This window comes from Kitasatospora sp. NPDC001261 (assembly GCF_042896795.1).
Taxonomy (GTDB): Bacteria; Actinomycetota; Actinomycetes; order Streptomycetales; family Streptomycetaceae; genus Kitasatospora.
In genome coordinates this window covers 193,854-210,611 of record NZ_JBIAXP010000011.1, presented here as the reverse complement: position 1 = coordinate 210,611, position 16,758 = coordinate 193,854, and the positions used below count along the sequence as shown (strand labels likewise).

Annotated in this window: 14 protein-coding genes; 12 read left to right on the top strand and 2 right to left on the bottom strand. The window is 76.2% G+C overall.

Annotated features, from left to right (window positions below; genetic code table 11):
- The first annotated feature begins 33 nt into the window (after positions 1-33).
- From ACFY4B_RS17190 to ACFY4B_RS17180, 3 genes are all read left to right on the top strand, one after another.
- Positions 34-225, top strand: coding sequence for a hypothetical protein (locus ACFY4B_RS17190; protein WP_049654716.1), 192 nt, complete (start codon positions 34-36; stop codon positions 223-225).
- 164 nt (positions 226-389) lie between these two features.
- Positions 390-1,736 (top strand): sensor histidine kinase, encoded by a 1,347-nt coding sequence (locus ACFY4B_RS17185; protein ID WP_387968496.1) that lies wholly within the window; start codon positions 390-392, stop codon positions 1,734-1,736.
- A 315-nt stretch (positions 1,737-2,051) separates the two neighbouring features.
- A complete protein-coding gene (locus ACFY4B_RS17180; RefSeq protein WP_380743408.1) occupies positions 2,052-2,969 on the top strand; it encodes an ArsR/SmtB family transcription factor in 918 nt (305 codons plus the stop codon).
- Between the two features lie 41 nt (positions 2,970-3,010).
- Here the strand turns inward: ACFY4B_RS17180 and ACFY4B_RS17175 are convergent, their stop codons facing one another.
- On the bottom strand, positions 3,011-3,658 hold the full coding sequence (locus ACFY4B_RS17175) for a response regulator transcription factor (RefSeq protein WP_049659617.1): 648 nt from the start codon (positions 3,656-3,658) through the stop codon (positions 3,011-3,013).
- Between the two features lie 214 nt (positions 3,659-3,872).
- On the opposite strand from ACFY4B_RS17175, the gene lanKC reads away from it, so the two are divergent.
- The 9 genes from lanKC to ACFY4B_RS17130 all read left to right on the top strand — a co-directional run bounded on the left by lanKC (position 3,873) and on the right by ACFY4B_RS17130 (position 16,348).
- A complete protein-coding gene (gene lanKC, locus ACFY4B_RS17170; protein WP_387968494.1) occupies positions 3,873-6,440 on the top strand; it encodes a class III lanthionine synthetase LanKC in 2,568 nt (855 codons plus the stop codon).
- A gap of 2 nt (positions 6,441-6,442) precedes the next feature.
- Positions 6,443-6,532 carry a class III lanthipeptide gene (locus tag ACFY4B_RS17165; protein ID WP_220450056.1) on the top strand — a complete coding sequence of 30 codons (90 nt, stop codon included), beginning with the start codon at positions 6,443-6,445 and terminating at the stop codon, positions 6,530-6,532.
- 50 nt (positions 6,533-6,582) lie between these two features.
- Complete coding sequence (locus ACFY4B_RS17160) at positions 6,583-6,672, top strand: class III lanthipeptide (protein ID WP_198959315.1); 90 nt, start codon at positions 6,583-6,585, stop codon at positions 6,670-6,672.
- Positions 6,673-7,063: 391 nt separating this feature from the next.
- On the top strand, positions 7,064-9,013 hold the full coding sequence (locus ACFY4B_RS17155) for an FtsX-like permease family protein (RefSeq protein ID WP_387968492.1): 1,950 nt from the start codon (positions 7,064-7,066) through the stop codon (positions 9,011-9,013).
- Positions 9,010-10,284, top strand: a complete 1,275-nt coding sequence (locus ACFY4B_RS17150) for an MFS transporter (RefSeq protein ID WP_387968490.1) — start codon at positions 9,010-9,012, stop codon at positions 10,282-10,284. Before ACFY4B_RS17155 ends, ACFY4B_RS17150 begins: the two co-directional genes overlap by 4 nt.
- Entirely contained in the window at positions 10,277-12,430 is a 2,154-nt protein-coding gene (locus ACFY4B_RS17145; protein WP_387968488.1) for a prolyl oligopeptidase family serine peptidase, read from the top strand. Before ACFY4B_RS17150 ends, ACFY4B_RS17145 begins: the two co-directional genes overlap by 8 nt.
- A gap of 35 nt (positions 12,431-12,465) precedes the next feature.
- Complete coding sequence (locus tag ACFY4B_RS17140; RefSeq protein ID WP_079271858.1) at positions 12,466-13,293, top strand: ABC transporter ATP-binding protein; 828 nt, start codon at positions 12,466-12,468, stop codon at positions 13,291-13,293.
- Positions 13,294-13,334: 41 nt separating this feature from the next.
- Positions 13,335-15,377 (top strand): thioredoxin domain-containing protein, encoded by a 2,043-nt coding sequence (locus ACFY4B_RS17135; RefSeq protein ID WP_387968486.1) that lies wholly within the window; start codon positions 13,335-13,337, stop codon positions 15,375-15,377.
- A 110-nt stretch (positions 15,378-15,487) separates the two neighbouring features.
- The gene (locus ACFY4B_RS17130; RefSeq protein WP_387968484.1) at positions 15,488-16,348 is read left to right on the top strand and encodes a GNAT family N-acetyltransferase; all 861 of its coding nucleotides are present in this window, start codon (positions 15,488-15,490) and stop codon (positions 16,346-16,348) included.
- A 5-nt stretch (positions 16,349-16,353) separates the two neighbouring features.
- Here ACFY4B_RS17130 and ACFY4B_RS17125 read toward each other — a convergent pair whose 3' ends face one another.
- Complete coding sequence (locus ACFY4B_RS17125; RefSeq protein ID WP_147409158.1) at positions 16,354-16,722, bottom strand: hypothetical protein; 369 nt, start codon at positions 16,720-16,722, stop codon at positions 16,354-16,356.
- Positions 16,723-16,758: the final 36 nt, after the last annotated feature.

Sequence of the window (16,758 nt, the reverse complement as noted above, 5' to 3'; positions counted from 1 at the left end):
CCGGCTCCCCGTGAGCCGGGCCACCATAGAGATATGAGCGCCTCCGTGAACCTCGTCAATCTCGCCGCTGACCTCGCCGTCGACGACGCCAAGGTCACCCCCGGCCTCCTCGGCTTCGTCGTCTTCGCCGCCCTCGGCGTCGCGACCTGGTTCCTGGCCAAGTCGATGAACCGGCAGTTCAAGAAGGTCGACTTCGTCGAGGAGCCGGAGGGCCCGAAGGAGTGAGCCGTCGGCCGGTCCCCCCGGTGGGGGCCGGCCTTCTCCGGAACCGGCTGGGGGCCGCCTTCGGTGAGAGCCGTCCGCGGGCCCGTCTTCGGTGAAGCGTCCGCGGGGTCCGTCTTCGGTGAAGCCGTCCTGGCGGGCCGTCAGGCTTCGTAGGATCCCGAACCATGACGTGGTCGTGGCACACCGTGGTGCGCAGGGCGGGGTACGGAACGGCGGCGGCGGGGGTGCTGGCGGCCGCGCTGGCCGGGTCGGGGGACCCGGGGCCGCTGATCGTCGGGTCCGGCGCGGTGGCGGTGGTGGCCGGGCTGTTCCCGGTGCTCTGGGCCCCGGGGCGGGTCGGCGCGGTGGGCCCCTCGGTGCTGGCCGCCTGCGCGGTGTCGCTGCTGGTGACGGCCGGCTACCGGGGGCCGGCGTCCGGCGGCATCGAGTTGTGGTGGCTGCTGGAGGCCGTCGCGCTGCTCGCGCCGGTCGTCCCCGCGGTGCGCAGGCTGTCCCCGGCCGCCGCCTTCGGCCACGGCACGCTGCTGGTGGCGGCGGTGGCGCTGCTGCCGCTGCGGATCGCCCTCTGGGCCGAGCCGCCGGCCCCGCCCGTGGTGACCGTCAAACTCTGCCTGGGCTCGGCCCTGCTGGCCTGCGTGGTGGTCGGGGTCGGCCGCTACCTGCGCTCGATGGACACCCGCGCGCGGGCGGCGGTGGTGGCCGAGCGGCGGGCGCAGCGCCTGGACCTGGCCCGAGACCTGCACGACTTCGCCGCGCACGACGTCACCGGGGTGGTGGTGCTGGCCCAGGCCGCGCAGGTGCTGGCCCAGAAGGACCCGGGGCGGGTGGTCGAGCTGCTGGCGGGGATCGAGGCGGCCGGCCGGCAGGCACTGGTCACCATGGACCGGACCGTCCAGGTCTTCACGGCGGACGACGCCGATCCGGAGCCGCGCGGGTCCGGGGCGGTCGCGACGGCCGACCGGGGCGCGGGGCGGGCGGCGGCGGGGGGAGCCGGTGCGCGCAGTCTGCGCCGTGACCTGAGCGAACTGCCCGCGCTGGCCGAGCGGTTCACCCGCAGCGGCTCCGCGCGGGTGCGGCTGGAGGCCCCCGCGGAGGCCGAACTGGCGGCGGTGCCGGCGGCGATCAGCGGGCTCGGCTACCGGCTGGTGGTGGAGGCGCTGACGAACGTCCGACGGCACGCGCCCGGGGCCCGGGAGGTGGCGATCGAGGTCGGCCCGGACCGGTGCGGCGGGCGGCCGGCGTTGCGCGTCACGGTCACCGACGACGGGGCGCCGGACGGGGCCGGGGGCTCCGGCGGTGCGGACCGCGGCGTGGGTGGCACGGGCGGCGCGGGCGGTGTCGGCGCCGGGCTCGGCGGGGCCGAGCGGGAGGGCGGCGGCTTCGGCCTCGCGGGCCTGCGGGAGCGGGTGGAGGCGGCCGGCGGCGAGCTGACGGTCGGGCCGGGGCCGGAGGGCGGCTGGCGGGTCGACGCGGTGCTGCCGACGGAGGGTGTGGCGGGCCTCGGGGGCTGACCGGGCGGGGTGGTTCCGTCGGGGCCGTTCGGAGGGCTGATTCGAGCCCGCTGACGGGTCCATCCAGGCCATTCGGCACATCCGGAGGCGCCGATTTCGGCGTTCTCAACGATCAAATGGGCCGATCGGCCGATGGCGACGCGCCTCGCGGGCGGGCAAGGATGTCGGTGCGGCGATCAGGGTGCGGGGTTCCCCTGGGCCGTCCCGATGCATGAACCCCGATCGGGGGATCAGTCTGTGATTCGCATTGCGATGTCCGCCGAGGATCTGGCTCGTGTACGAATTGCTGGGAATGTCGACCAGGAGATGGAGGCGGTGCTGGCACTGGAGGCGTGGCGGAGCGGCGGGGAATTCTTCCGCCCCTGGCAGCGGGCCGTCCGCGGGCAATTGGCGCGGCAGCCGGTGCTGGCCGAGCGGCTGCGGCGCCTTTCGGGAGCCAACGGTGGTTTCCGGGACGTACTGCGGGTGTGGGCGAATGGCCGGATCGTGTCGTCCGGTCGCGGCGCCGAATCGGTGGTCCAGCGGGCCGACGTCGCGGCGGCGGTCCGCGAGTTCCACCGGGTGGCGCTGCAGCCCTGCTGGGCGGACGTCCGGTCCCGGCTGGAGGCGGAGCGGGACGCCCGCCGCCAGATCGCCGGCCGCGGCGGGGTGGACGCGCTGCTCGGCACGCTGCACCCGCGGATCCGCTGGACCGCCCCGGTGCTGGAGATCCCCGCCGAGCGGGACGTCGAACTCACCCTCGACGGGCGGGGGTTGCGGCTGGCCCCGTCGCTCTTCCTGCAGGGCGCCGGGGTGGTGCTCCGGCCCCGGCACGGGGAGCCCGAGGAGGCTCCGACGCTGCTCTTCGCGATGCGTCCCGACCGGATCGGCCTCCCCGTGCCCGTGGGGGCGCGGGAGGCGGCGGAGAGCGCGGGCCGGGGCGGGGAGGAGTCGCTGGCCGCCCTGGTCGGCCGGACCAGGGCCGCGGCCCTGCAGGCCCTGCTGGACGGCTGTACCACCGGCGAGTTGGCGGGGCGGCTCGGAGTGACGGCCTCGGCGGTCAGCCAGCACACCGCCGTGCTGAGGGCGTCCGGGCTGATCGACACCCGGCGCTGCGGCAACGGCGTGCTGCACACCGTCACCCCGCTGGGTCGGGCACTGCTGCGCGGCGAGGCCCCGTCGGGCGGGGAGGGGCGGCCCCTCGGCGGCGCGGCCCCGCGGTGGATCGGGGACCGTCGGCGGGCGCTGCGATGAGCGGCCGGTGCGGCCGGCGGCGGCCGAGCGGGCGGGCCCGCTCAGCCGCGCTCGGTCAGGCCCGACTCCCAGGCCCAGGTGGCGATGCCCACCCGGTTGCGGGCCTTCAACTTGCGCTGGAGGTTGGCCAGGTGGGTCTTGACGGTGCTCAGCGAGATGAACAGCTCGGCGCCGATGTCGGAGTTGGTCAGTCCCTCGGCGACCAGGACGGCGATCTCCTCCTCGCGGCTGGTCAGCGGCTCGACGGGGGAGCGGTCGACCCGGCGCGGGCCGGTGAAGCGGTGCAGCAGGCGGGTGGTGATCTGCGGGCTGATCAGCGAGTCGCCGACCACCGCCGAGCGGATCGCCTCGGCGAGCAGCGCGGGCCCCGAGTGCTTGAGCAGGAAGCCGCAGGCGCCGTTGCGCAGCGCGGTGTGCACGTACTCGTCGAGGTCGAAGGTGGTCACCACCACGACCTTCACCTCCGGGGTGATGCCGGCCAGCCTGCGGGTGACCTCCAGCCCGTCCAGCTCCGGCATCCGGATGTCGACCAGCAGGACGTCCGGCCGCAGGGTGCGGACGGCCTCCAGGGCCTCCAGGCCGTCCGCGGCCTCGGCCACGACCTCCATGTCGGGCTGGGCCGCCAGGATGTGCCGGAACCCCTGGCGGACGCTCGCCTGGTCGTCGGCGATCACGACACGCGTCTTCATGGCGTCATGATCGCACGGGCTTTCGGCGCCCCCGAAGTGAAGGCCGGGATTCCGCCTGGTATGCGCCGGATTCAGTTTCCGCTTAACACCGTTGTCACATGACGGGGAGCCCGGGAAGGATGGTTCCTGTCGGAACGGGGAGTCGGAGCTTCGAAGGTTCCGGCGGAAACCGGAATTCGGTTCAGCGGATATTCGAAAGGGGGCGGACGGCGAAGTGGACGCGAAATACGAGTCGTATGCGATAGCCGACCCGGTGTGGTACGACGCCCTGGAGCGGTGTGACGACCGGGCCTCCCGGTTCACACCGGGCGGGGGCGCGCTGCCCGAGGGCTGGCGCGGCCGCACCCAGGGTGTGTGGGAGGTGCTGGCGCCTTCCGGCGCCCCGCAGCTGCCGGAGCAGGGCTGGAAGGTCCACGTCAGCGCCACGCCCGAATCCGCCGAGGAGACGATCGAGACGGCCTGGCGGGTCTGCCGCCGGCTCGGGCTGCCCTGGAAGTACCTGCGCAGCCGGCTGGTGGTCGCGGTGACGAACGCCAAGTACGCCGACCGGTCCGCCAGCGGCAAGGTCGTCACCGTCTACCCGAGGACGGCCGAGGAGCTGGAGACCGTCCTCGCCGAGCTGGAGGAGGCGTTGGGCGGCCGCCCCGGCCCGTACGTCCTGTCCGACCTGCGGTGGAACCAGGGCCCGGTGTCGGTGCGCTACGGGGGCTTCGCCCTGATGTGGTGCGAGCTGCCGGACGGCACCAGGGTGCCCGCGGTGAAGGACCCGGACGGCCGGCTGGTGCCGGACGCCAGGCGCCCGCGCTTCACCGTCCCGGAGTGGGCCTCCACCCCGGACTTCCTGGCCGCGCGGATCGCCGCGGCCGCCGACGACGCGGGAGCCGGCCTCGGCCGCTACCGGGTGGTCAAGGCGCTGCACTTCTCCAACGCCGGCGGGGTCTACCTCGCCGAGGACGAGGGCGGCCGACAGGTCGTCATCAAGGAGGCCCGCCCGCACGCCGGGCTGGACGCCTCGGAGACGGACGCGGTGGCCCGGCTGCTGGTCGAGCGGGACGCCCTGGAGCGGCTCGGCCACCTGCCGTTCGTGCCGGAGCTGTACGAGTACTTCACCAGCTGGGAGCACCACTACCTGGTGATGGAGTACATCCCCGGCGAGTCCTTCAGCGCCTGGCTGGGCCGGGAGTACCCGCTCACCCGGCACCGGCCGGACGCCCGGGCGCTGGCCGACTTCGCGGGGCTCGCGGTCACCCGGCTCGCGCTGGTCGAGGAGTGCGTCGCGGCGCTGCACCGGGAGGGGGTGGCCTTCGGGGACCTCCACCACCGCAACATCATGATCCGCCCGGACGGCACCGTCGCCCTGATCGACTTCGAACTCTCGACGCCGCTGGACACCCCGCGCCGGCGCACCCTCGGGGCACCCGGCTTCACCGACCCGGAGATCACCGACGCCCGCGAGGCCGACCTGTTCGCGCTCGGCTGCTGCCAGCTCGCCGCCTTCGTCGCGCTGACCACGCTCACCAGGCGCAACCCGGCCGTCGTCGGCGGGCTGCTGGACCTCGTCGCGGAGTGCTTCCCGACGGTGCCCGCCGGCTTCGCCGAACGGATGACGGGGCGGCTCGCCCTCTCCCCGGCACTGCGCCCCCACCTCGGGGCCCGGCCCGCGGCCGGTGCCCGGGCGGAGCTCACCGCCGCGGCCCTGCTGCGCGGCATCGACGCGGCGGCGACCCCGGAGCGGGAGGACCGCCTCCACCCCGGCGACGTGGCCGGGCTGCGCCCCGGCGGCGCGCTCGGGCTGGCGTACGGTTCCTCCGGCGTGCTCCTCGCCCGGCACCTGGCCGGGGCCGCACCGGGCGGGGAACAGCTGGACTGGCTCGCCGCCGCCGTGCGGCGCGCCCCCGCGGACACGCCCGTCGGGCTGTACGACGGGCTGGCCGGAGCCGGCTGGCTGTTCCACCGGCTCGGGCATCCGGACGCCGCGAACGTGGTGGACCGGCTGCTGGCCGGCCCGCCGCCCTCCTCGCTCGGCCTGTACGGCGGCCTGACGGGCGTCGCCCAGCTGCTGCTGGAGGCCGGAGCGACGGACGAGGCGCTCGCCCTGGCCGCCAAGGCCGCCGGGCGGATCGGCGAGGCCGGGCTGCTGGACCGCCCGGGTCTGCTGCGCGGCTGGTCCGGACCGGCGGTGCTGTTCGCCCGCTGCGCCCGCCTCACCGGCGACACGGCCTGGGCCGAGGCCGCCGAACGCGCCGTCCGCTGCGACCTGCGGCACGGCCGGCTGGTCGACGACATGCTGCAGACGTACAGCTCGGGCCGGCTGCTGCCGTACCTGGCGGAGGGCTCGGCCGGAGTGGCGCTCGCCGTCCTGGCCCTGCCCGCCGCGCAGGCCGAAGCCCTCGACGCCGAGCGGGTGCTGGAGGCCGCGGCCCGGGCCGGCGCGGTCCGCGTGGTCGTCCAGGGCGGGCTGTTCAACGGCCGCGCCGGGCTCGCCTACACCCTGTTCCAGGTCGCCGCCCGCCTGCCGCGCTGGCGGGCCGAGGCGGAGGAGCAACTCCGGCTGGTGGACCTCCACCTGGCCCCCCATCAGGACGGCAGCGTCCTGCACGGGGACCAGCTGATCCGGCTCTCCACCGACCTGGCCACCGGCTCCGCCGGCGCCCTGCTGGCGCTGGCCGCCGCCAAGAGCCCCGGGCAGTGCCTGCTCCCCGGCGCCCACCCCGTCCACGGGTGGATGCCGGAGCAGGCCGAGCCCGGTACCCCGTCCCGGCGAGACGACGAGGGGAGGTGACTGTGATGGCCAACATCCTGGCGCTTCAGGAGCTCGACGAGGAGATCGTCGTCGACGCCCCGTTCAGCTCGGTCAGTGCGTTCAGCTGCTGATGTCCGTGGCCCGGTGCCGCGTTCCGGCGAGACGACGAGGGGAGGTGATTGTGATGGCCGACATCCTGGCGCTTCAGGAGCTCGACGAGGAGATCGTCGTCGACGCCCCGTTCAGCTCGCTCAGCTACTGGAGCTGCTGATCCCGGCAGCCCGGTGCCGTGTACCGGCGAGGCGGTGAGGAGGAGGTGATTGTGATGGCCGACATCCTGGCGCTTCAGGAGCTCGACGAGGAGATCGTCGTCGACGCCCCGTTCAGCTCGTACAGCGCGTTCAACTGCTGACCCCTGTGGCCCGGTGCCGCGTTCCGGCGAGGCGGTGAGGAGGAGGTGATTGTGATGGCCGACATTCTGGCGCTTCAGGAGCTCGACGAGGAGATCGTCGTCGACGCCCCGTTCAGCTCGTACAGCGTGTTCAGCTGCTGACCCCCTGGGTCCGGCAGTACCGGGTGACAGAGAGGGGAAGGCCGCGGCACATGCGGCCTTCCCCGGCTCTGCATTCTGTTTACCGTTTTGGGGTGAGTTAACCGTGGCCGTGGCATCAGAACCGACTACCCGTCCGAGCGGACCGCTCGGCGCGCTGCGACTGTGCGTCGCCGAGGTACGGGCGTACCCGGGGCGGGTCATAGGTGTCGCGGTCGCCTGCGCGCTCACCGCCACCGGCGTGGGCGCCTGCCTGCTGCTGCTCGCGGCGGTCAGCGGCCCGTCCTACCCGGAGGGTTCGTCCGCCGCGGCGGCGGCCAAGGACGCGCAGAACCTGCTGGGCCTGCTGCTGACGATGCTGCTGATGTCGGCGGTGCTGGTGACGGGGTCGACGGTCGCGCTCTGGACCAACCAGCGGCTCGGGCAGTTCGCCGTGCTGCGCGCCCTCGGGGTGACGGCCGGCCGGCTGCGGGCCCTGGTCGTCGCGGACGTCGCGCTGGTCGCGCTGGCCCCCTCCGCCGTCGCCGCGGTGGCCGGGACGGTCCCGGTGGCCGGGTTCGGCCGGCGCCTGCTGATCGAGCGCGAGCTGTTCCCCGCCGCGGTCGACCTGCCCTCCGCCGGGCAGACCTGGGCGATCGCGGTCGGCGCCTGCCTCGGCACCTGCGCGGTCGCGGTGCTGGCCGCGCTGGCCAGCGTGCTGGCGGCCGGCCGGGTCCAGCCGATCGACCTCCTCAAGGACCAGTCGCTGGCCCTGGCCCCGCCCCGCCGCAACGTCGGCCGGCTGGTGGCGGGCATCGCCATGGTCCTGATGCTCTGCGGGCCGCTCGTGGCCCTGATGGTCGTGATGGACCTGCCGCCGGTGCTCCAGGGCGCGCTGGTGATGGGCCTGGCCACGGCCGTCATCCCCACGCTCGCGGTGCTCGCGCCCTGGTTCGTGCCGCTGCTCGTCGGCCCCTGCTGCGCGGTGCTGCTGCTGCTCGACCGCAAGGCCGGCCGGATCGCCGCCGCGGGGCTGCGGGCCGCGCCCGCCCGGACGGCCGCGATCGCGGTGCCCGTCCTGCTGGCGGTCGGCACCGTGGTCTGCCTGCTCGGTTCGGGGGCCACCATCGGGGCCGCCGTGCAGCAGCAGACCGAGCAGGCGCTGCGGGCCGACGCGGTGGTGACGGCCGAGCCGGGCCACCAGCTGCCCGCCCGGCCCGCCGGCCTGCCCGGCGGGACGGCCGTCGCGCCGATCGCGACCAAGGTGACCGCGCCGCCCAGCTTCTACGACGACAAGCCCAAGCCCACCCGCGCCTGGGGCGTCGACGGGGCGGCCCTGCGGAGCGCCCTGGACCTCGGCGAACAGCAGGGCCGGCTGGACGAGTTGGCTCCCGGCACGTTCGCCGCGGGCAGCACCGAGGCCACCGCGCGCCACTGGAAGCTCGGCCAGGACGTCACCTTCACGCTCGCCGACGGACAGCAGGCGCAGCTGCGGCTCGTCGCCGTCTACCAGCGGGACCTGGCCTTCCCCTCGTACGTCCTCCCCGCCGACCTCGCCCTCGAGCACACCCCGGCCCCGTACGCCGACCGGGTGCTGCTCCGCGGTGACCCGGGCGCCTGGGAGCTCCGGCCCGGCCAGCGGCTCGCCACGCGGGCCGACTACCTGGCCCACCTGCGGCCGCGCAACGTGCAGGACGACATGGCCTCCCGGCTGATCGTCGCCGTGGTGGGCGGGTACGCGCTGCTCGCCCTCGCCAACACTTGCGCCATCGCCCAGCGGGACCGCCGTTCCCAGCGCGCCCACCTGCGGGCCCTCGGCCTCGGCCGCGGGCAGCTGCTGCGCTGCGTGGTGTACGAGGTGCTGGCCTCGGCGCTGGTCGGGACGGTCCTGGCGGTGGCGACGGCCGGGATCTGCCTGGTGCCGCTGGCCCGGGCCGTCGGGCAGGGGGTGCTGCCCGCCCTGGACGTGCCGTGGACGGTCGGCGTCCTGGTCGGGGTGCTGGTCGCCACCGCCGTCCCGGCGGCGCTGGCGGCCCGTCCGCTGCGCGGCATCCGGCGACAGTTCGCGACGGGGTCGGCGTGAGCGCGGCGGCCGCCGGAGGGCTGGGGCGGTCGTTCTGGCTGCTCTACGGCGGCGAGTCCGCCTCGGCCCTGGGCACCGCCGCCTCGGTGATCGCCCTCCCGGTGGTCGCGCTGCGGGCCGGCGGTGACATCCGGCAGGCCGGACTGGCCGGTACGGCGCTCTCCGTCGGGGTGCTGCTGGCCCGGCTGCCGGCCGGCGTCCTCGCCGACCGCCGCGAGCGGCGGACGGTGCTGCTGACCGGCAACGCGGCCGGCGCACTCGTCCTGGCCGCGCTGGCCCTGTCGGCCTCCGGCGACATGCCGCCGCTGTGGGCGGTGCTGGTCGCCGCCCTGCTGCTCGGCGCGGTGGGCAGCACCCTGGCACCCGTCGAGAACGTGGTGGTGCGGTGCTTCGTGCGGCCCGAGCACCTTCCCCGCGCGGTCGGCCTGCTGCAGAGCAGGACGGCCGTCGCGGCGATGGCCGGCCCGGTGGCCGGCGGTGCGCTGCTGGCCGTCCACCCGTCCTGGGTGTTTGCCGTCGACGCCGGCAGCTACCTGGCGGCCGTCTGCTGCGTGGCACTGCTGCCGAAGGGGAGGCGGGAGCGCCCCGGGGACGAGCCGGCCGCGCCCGGCGTCCGGGCCGCGCTGGCCGAAGGCGTCCGGTTCATCTGGCGGGTGCCCTTCCTGCGCTACGCGGTGGTCAACGCGGCCGTGCTCAACCTGGTGTTCAACGGGCTGCTGATCGTGGTGGTGGCCTCGGGCGGGGGCGCCGTGCACATCGGGGTGCTGACCGCGGCCCTGGGCACCGGCGGGCTGGCCGGATCGCTGCTCGCACCGGCGCTGGCCCGGCGGCTGCCGCCCGCCCGGGGCATCGCCCTCGGCACGGCCGTGGTCGCGCTCGCCCTGCCCGGCTTCACCCTGGCCCAGGGGCACTGGACGGCGGTCCTTCCGCTGGCCCTCGCCGCGGCCGCCGGGCCGGTGGTCACCGTGCTGATCGCGGTCACCCAGATGGAGGTGACCCCGCCGGGTCTGCAGGGCCGGGTGCACAGCGGCATCGGCTTCCTCGCCCAACTGGTCGCGCCCGCCGGGCCGACCCTCGCGGGCCTGTGCGCCCACGCGTTCGGACTGACCGGCACGGTGGCCGGCGCGGCCGTGGTCGTGGTGGTCCTCGCCGCGGTCGGGCTGGCCGCCACCGCGGGCCGGACCGGTGGTGGGCCCGCCGCCGGTCCGACCGGGGCCGGGGGTGCCCCGGAACGACGGAACGACAACCCCGCGGAGGCCGTCCATGGCTGACCTCGACCACCGGGCCGCGCCGCCCGGGCCGGCGGCGCCGAACCCCGGGCCGGCGGCGCCGAACCTCACGCCGGCGGACCCGTACCGCTGGCTGGAGGAGGCGGACGCCCCGCGCACCCGGGCCTGGCTCGCCGAGCAGCGGCGCCTGCTGGCCGCCCGCCCGCAGCGCTCCGACGAGCCCGCCTGGGCCGCCCTGCTCGACCGGGTGGAACGGGAGGCGCCCGACCGGACGCCCACCCCGCCCGCCGAGGCCGGCGGCCTGCTCTTCCGCCACGAACGTGGCCCGGACGGCGACGTCCTGACCGTTCGGCACCCCGACGGCACCCGCCGGACGCCCACCGAGGGCGTCGTCGGCCCCGGCGACCGGATCGCCGGCTGGCAGCCCGAGCCGCACGGCCGGTTCATCGCCGTCCAACTGCACCGGGACGGAGCCGAGAACGGCGGACTGCACCTGCTCCCCACCCGCCCGGGCGACCGGCCCCACCACCTGCCCGACGCGGCCCCGTACGCCACCCTCGCCTTCACCGGCGAGGCGCTGGTGTACACCGCCGGCACCCGCACCGAGCACACCCTGGCGGCCCGCCACCCGGACGGCGGCCCGGCCCGCCGGCTCGCCCTGCCGGTGCCCGGCCCGGTCCGGCTCACCCTCCACGGCGGTCCCGGCGGGAACCTGCTGCTGCGCACCCGCCCGCAGCCGTCCGGCCCGGCGCGCTGGTGGGCCACCCGGTGGACCGGCCGGGCGGTGCCCGACTGGCAGCCGCTCGACCTCGACGGGCGGCGGGTCACCGCCCTGGACCTGAACGAGACGGTCTGCTTCCTCGCCGCCGACGAGCTGCTCGCGCTGGACCTGGACGAGCTGGCCCGGGGCGCCACCGGGCGGCCCGCCGTGGTCGCGCCGCCCGCCGTCGGTGAACCGCCCGCCGCCGGTGAAGTGCAGGCGGGCCCGGTCACCGCCCTGCGGGTGCTCGGCCCCGGTCGGAGGCCCGGCCTGGCGCTGCTCCGCCGGCTGGGGACCACTCACCGGCTCGACCTGCACCGGCCGGGCGGGGCGCCGGGCGGTATACCGGGCGGGGAACCCGGCGGGGCGCCGGGCGAGGCACCTGGCGGCGGCGCCACCGCACTGCACTGGCCCGCCCGGCTGCGCCTCGGCGCCACCCCGTACGACCGGCACGGGCGGGTCGGCGGGTCGGTCTGGCTGCTCGCCGACGACCCCCGGTACGGCACCTGGACCAGGAGCCTGGACGGCTCCGGCCCGGTTGAACCCCCCGAGCGCCGCGCCGCGCTGCGCACCCTCACCGCCGTCGGCCGGGACGGCGCGCCCGTCCCGGTGACGGTCTGCGACCCCGGGCCGCGGGACCGCGGCCGCCCCGCGCCCACCCTGCTCACCGTCTACGGGGGCTTCGGCCTCCCGCTGGAACCCTCCTGGGACCCGGCCATGGAGGCCTGGTTACGGGCCGGCGGCCGGATCGCCTGGGTGCACGCGCGCGGCGGCGGCGAGCTCGGCCCCGCCTGGGCGGCCGCCGGCCGGGGCCCCGGCAAGAGCGCCACCGTGGACGACTTCCGGGCCGCCGCCGCGATGCTGGTCGAACGCGGCGAGGCCCCGGTCGGCGGGCTGGGCGCACTGGCCGCCAGCAACGGGGCGCTGGTGGTCGCCGCCGCGCTCACCCGGGAGCCCGGTCTGCTGTCCGCCGCGGTGTGCGTGGCCCCGCTCACCGACCTGGCCCGCTACCAGGTCGGCGGCCTCGGCCGGCTCTGGGCGGAGGAGTACGGCGATCCGGCCGACCCGCGGGCGTTGCGGGCGCTGCTCGACTACTCCCCGTACCACCGGGTGGTGCCCGGGACGGCCTACCCGGCGGTGCTGCTCGCCACCGGGGCGAACGACGCGCGGGTGCCGCCCTGGCACGCCTGGAAGCTCTGCGCGGCGCTCGGACGGGCCTCCACCGGGGCGGCGCCGGTCCTGCTCGACCACCACGACAGCGGCGGCCACCAGGGCCGTCCGGCCGCGGCCGGACGGGAGCTCGCGGTCCGCTCCCTCGCCCTGCTGGCCGCCGGCACCGGCCTGCTGCCACCCGCCGACCTGCCCGCCGGTCCGTGCGGAGCCCCGCCCGCCGACCCGCCCGGCCCCCGGCCCAGACCGCAGTCCTGACCTCAGCCCGTGTCCAACCGAGGAGAGCACCACCGATGACCGAGCCCCAGTCCCTCGCGGGAGGCCCGTCCCGTCCCGGAGGCCCCCGGGCCGCCGCGAACCACGCCCCGGCCGCCGCGTCGGCCGTCGACCTGACCAAGGTGCACGGGTCGGGCGACGCCCGGGTGGTGGCGCTGGAGCGGGTCTCGGTGTCCTTCCGGGAGGGGGAGTTCGCGGCGATCATGGGCCCGTCCGGCTCCGGCAAGTCCACCCTGCTCCAGTGCCTCGCCGGACTGGAGTCCTGCACCTCGGGCGCCGCCCGGATCGGCGACACGGACCTCACCCGGCTTAGCGACGGCCAGCTGACCAGGCTCCGCCGCGACCATGTGGGCTTCGTCTTCCAGGCCTTCCACCTGATCCCCACCCTGACGGTGTCGGAGAACATCGCCCTGCCGCTGACGCTGGCCGGCCGCACCCCCGACCGGCAGTGGCTGGACACCCTGGTGGAGGCGGCCGGCCTCGGCGCCCGGCTCGGCCACCGCCCGGCCCAGCTCTCCGGCGGCCAGCAGCAGCGCGTCGCCTGCGTCCGGGCGCTGGCCGGCCGGCCCCGGATCGTCTTCGCCGACGAGCCGACCGGCAACCTGGACTCCCGCTCCGCCGCCGAGATCCTCGCGCTGCTGCGCCGGTGCGTCCGGGAACTCGGCCAGACCGTCGTGATGGTCACCCACGACCCGGTGGCGGCCTCGTACGCCGACCGCGTCGTCTTCCTCGCCGACGGCCGCATCGTCGACGAACTCCTCGGCCCGACCCCCGACCAGGTGCTCGGGCGGATGCGCACCTTCGACGCCAACCTCGGCATCAGCTACTGGTCCGGACCGGCCTGACCTGCCGCGCGCCGACCGCCGGATGCGCGAGGATGGGGGGCATGCCGAACCGTCTCGCGGACGCGACCTCGCCGTACCTGCTCCAGCACGCCGACAACCCCGTGGACTGGTGGCCCTGGACGCCGGAGGCCTTCGAGGAGGCGCGGCGCCGCGGTGTGCCCGTCCTGCTGTCGGTCGGTTACGCCGCGTGTCACTGGTGTCATGTCATGGCTCACGAGAGCTTCGAGGACGCCGGGCTCGCCGAGTACCTCAACGAGCGGTTCGTCCCGGTCAAGGTGGACCGGGAGGAGCGGCCGGACGTCGACGCCGTGTACATGGAGGCGGTGCAGGCCGCGACCGGGCAGGGCGGGTGGCCGATGACGGTGTTTCTCACGCCCGACAAGGAGCCGTTCTACTTCGGCACCTACTTCCCGCCGCAGCCCCGGCACGGGATGCCGTCCTTCCGGCAGGTGCTGGAGGGTGTGGAGGCCGCCTGGCGGGACCGGCGGGAGGAGGTCGGCGAGGTCGCCGGGCGGATCCGGGCCGACCTCGCCCAGCGGGCCGCCGTGTACTCGGCCGGTGCCCACAACCCGCCCGGCGAGGCGGATCTGCACCAGGCGCTGGTGGCCCTCAGCCGGGACTTCGACCAGAGCCGCGGCGGCTTCGGCGGCGCGCCGAAGTTCCCGCCGGCCATGGTGCTGGAGTTCCTGCTGCGCCACCACGCCCGGACCGGCTCGGAGGCGGCCCTGGAGATGGCCGTCCGCACCGGTGAGGCGATGGCCCGCGGCGGCATCCACGACCAGCTCGGCGGCGGCTTCGCCCGGTACGCGGTGGACGCCGGCTGGGTGGTGCCGCACTTCGAGAAGATGCTGTACGACAACGCCCTGCTGCTGCGCGCCTACCTGCACCTGTGGCGGGCCACCGGATCGGCCCTGGCCCGCCGGGTCGCGCTCTCCACGGCGGACTTCCTGCTGCGCGAACTCCGCACGCCCGAGGGTGCGTTCGCCTCGGCCCTGGACGCCGACAGCCTGGACGAGGAGACCGGGCAGTCCGCCGAGGGCGCGTACTACGTGTGGGAGCCCGGCCAGCTGGTCGACCTGCTCGGCCCCGCCGACGCGGCCACCGCCGCCCGGCTGTTCACCGTCACCGCCGGGGGCACCTTCGAACACGGCGCCTCGGTGCTCCAACTCCTCGCCGACCCCGAGGACTTCGCCGAGTACGAGACGATCCGGGCGCGGCTGGCCGAGGCCCGGGCGGCCCGCCCCGCCCCGGCCCGCGACGACAAGGTGGTCGCCGCCTGGAACGGCCTGGCCGTCGCCGCGCTCGCCGAGACCGGCGCGCTGCTGGACCGCCCCGACCTGGTCGAGGCCGCCGAACGCGCCGCCGACCTGCTGCTGGCCGTCCACCTCACGCCCGACGGCCGGCTGCTGCGCACCTCCCGGGACGGCCGGGCCGGTGCCAACGCCGGCGTGCTGGAGGACTACGCGGACACCGCCGAGGGCTTCCTCGCGCTGTACGCCGTCACCGGCGACGCCTCCTGGCTCCAGCTGGCGGGCGGCCTGCTCGACACCGTGCTCAAGCACTTCACCGACGAGGCCTCCGGCGCGCTCTACGACACCGCCGACGACGCCGAGGAGCTGATCCGCCGCCCGCAGGACCCGACCGACAACGCCACCCCGTCCGGCTGGACGGCCGCCGCCGGCGCCCTGCTCACGTACGCCGCGTACACCGGCTCCGACCGGCACCGCACGGCCGCCGAACGGGCCCTCGGCGTGGTCGGCGCCCTCGCCGGCCGGGCGCCGCGGTTCATCGGCTGGGGCCTCGCCGTCGCCGAGGCGCTGCTCGACGGGCCGCGCGAGGTCGCCGTGGTCGGCCCGGACGGCGACCCGGCCACGGCGGCGCTGCGACGGGCCGCGCTGCTCGGGACGGCGCCGGGAGCGGTGGTCGCGGTCGGCGCGCCCGGGGAGCCCGAGGTGCCGCTGCTGGCCGACCGGCCGCTGGTCGGCGGCGCCCCCGCGGCGTACGTCTGCCGGCACTTCGCCTGCGACGCCCCGACCACCGATCCGGCGGAACTGGCCGGGAAGCTGGGCGTGGCGGTCGAGTAGCGGGCGCCCCGGCGGGGGCGGGCAAGCCGTCGACGGTGGGGGCGGGCAGGGGTTCGACGGCGGCCGGATAATCGTTGGCGAGCGGGGTCCGGCCGGGTCCACCATGGGCCATGACCTGGACTTTCAGCACCTCCCTCGACGAGTTCCGCGACCGGGCGGGCGCCTTCCTGGCCGCCCGCCCCGCCGAGAACACCGTCCTGCTCACCATCGCGCACCGGCTGGCCGAGTCCGGCCTGACGGTGTTCGGCGAGCCGCCGGTCTTCGGCTGGTGGCGGGCCGAGCAGGGAGGTCCGGTCGCGGGCGCCTTCCTCCAGACGCCGCCGTTCGCCCCCCGGCTCTCCTTCATGCCGCCGGCCGCGGCCGCCGAACTGGCGACCGGCCTGGCCGCCGCCGGAGCCGGCTTCACCACGGTGACCGGGGTCGGCGGGGGAGCCGAAGCGGTCCGCGCCTTCGCCGCCGCCTGGACGGCGGCCACCGGCACCGAACAGTCCGTCCGTGTCGACGAACGGCTCTACCGGCTCGGCGAGTTGACCGACCCGCCGCGCCCGCCCGCAGGCCGCCACCGGCTGGCCGAACCGGCCGACCGCGAACTGGCGATCCGCTGGTACCAGGAGTTCCTGGCCGAGGTCGAGGTCGAACTCCCCGACGTCCCAAGGGCGGTGGACGAGCGGACCGCGAACGGCTGCCTGCACCTGTGGGAGGACGACGGCCGCCCGGTCGCCCTGGCCGGCAGCAGCCCGGTGCTCGCCGGCATGTCCCGCATCGGCCCGGTCTACACCCCCGCCGAAAGCCGCGGCCACGGCTACGGCACCGCCGTCACCGCCGCCGTCTCGGCCCACCTCCTCGCCCACGGCGCCACCGAGGTCCTGCTCTACACCGACCTCGCCAACCCGACCAGCAACTCCATCTACCAGCAGATCGGCTACCTGCCGGTGGAGGACTCCCAGATCGTGGACTTCCGGCCCCGGTGACGGAGTTACGCGTCCCTGGTCAGATGCACGCCCGCCACCCCGGCCACCTTCGTGCCGAAGGGATCGGTGGCGGCCGCCGCGGTGGCGGGCGCGGGCAACCGGTCGGCGCTGAGGTACGTCTGCGCGCAGGTGAGAAGGTTGCCGCCGGCCGACTTCATGTCGCCGGCGAGCCCGTCCAGCAGCGACTTCCAGGCGGTGCCGCACCCCTGCAGTGCCGCCCCGCTCTGCCACCCCGCCAGCCCCCCGGCCGCCTTGTCGCCCGGCTCCGCGAGCTTCGCCGTCTCCTCCGGAACCTTCCCGGCCACCGCCAGCGCGTTGTTCCCGGCGGCGGTCAACTCGCCTGGTTTGACAGTGAATCCCTTGCCGTCACCCATCGCTCTTCCCCCAATGCCGCTGTGGCAGACGTGGGT

What these genes read in the sequence shown, in the direction of transcription:
- ACFY4B_RS17190 (WP_049654716.1), top strand. Translation starts at nt 34, where the DNA reads ATGAGCGCCTCCGTGAACCTCGTCAATCTCGCCGCTGACCTCGCCGTC.
- ACFY4B_RS17185 (WP_387968496.1), top strand. Translation starts at nt 390, where the DNA reads ATGACGTGGTCGTGGCACACCGTGGTGCGCAGGGCGGGGTACGGAACG.
- ACFY4B_RS17175 (WP_049659617.1), bottom strand. Translation starts at nt 3,658, where the DNA reads ATGAAGACGCGTGTCGTGATCGCCGACGACCAGGCGAGCGTCCGCCAG.
- ACFY4B_RS17145 (WP_387968488.1), top strand. Translation starts at nt 10,277, where the DNA reads ATGGCTGACCTCGACCACCGGGCCGCGCCGCCCGGGCCGGCGGCGCCG.
- ACFY4B_RS17140 (WP_079271858.1), top strand. Translation starts at nt 12,466, where the DNA reads ATGACCGAGCCCCAGTCCCTCGCGGGAGGCCCGTCCCGTCCCGGAGGC.
- ACFY4B_RS17135 (WP_387968486.1), top strand. Translation starts at nt 13,335, where the DNA reads ATGCCGAACCGTCTCGCGGACGCGACCTCGCCGTACCTGCTCCAGCAC.
- ACFY4B_RS17130 (WP_387968484.1), top strand. Translation starts at nt 15,488, where the DNA reads ATGACCTGGACTTTCAGCACCTCCCTCGACGAGTTCCGCGACCGGGCG.
- ACFY4B_RS17125 (WP_147409158.1), bottom strand. Translation starts at nt 16,722, where the DNA reads ATGGGTGACGGCAAGGGATTCACTGTCAAACCAGGCGAGTTGACCGCC.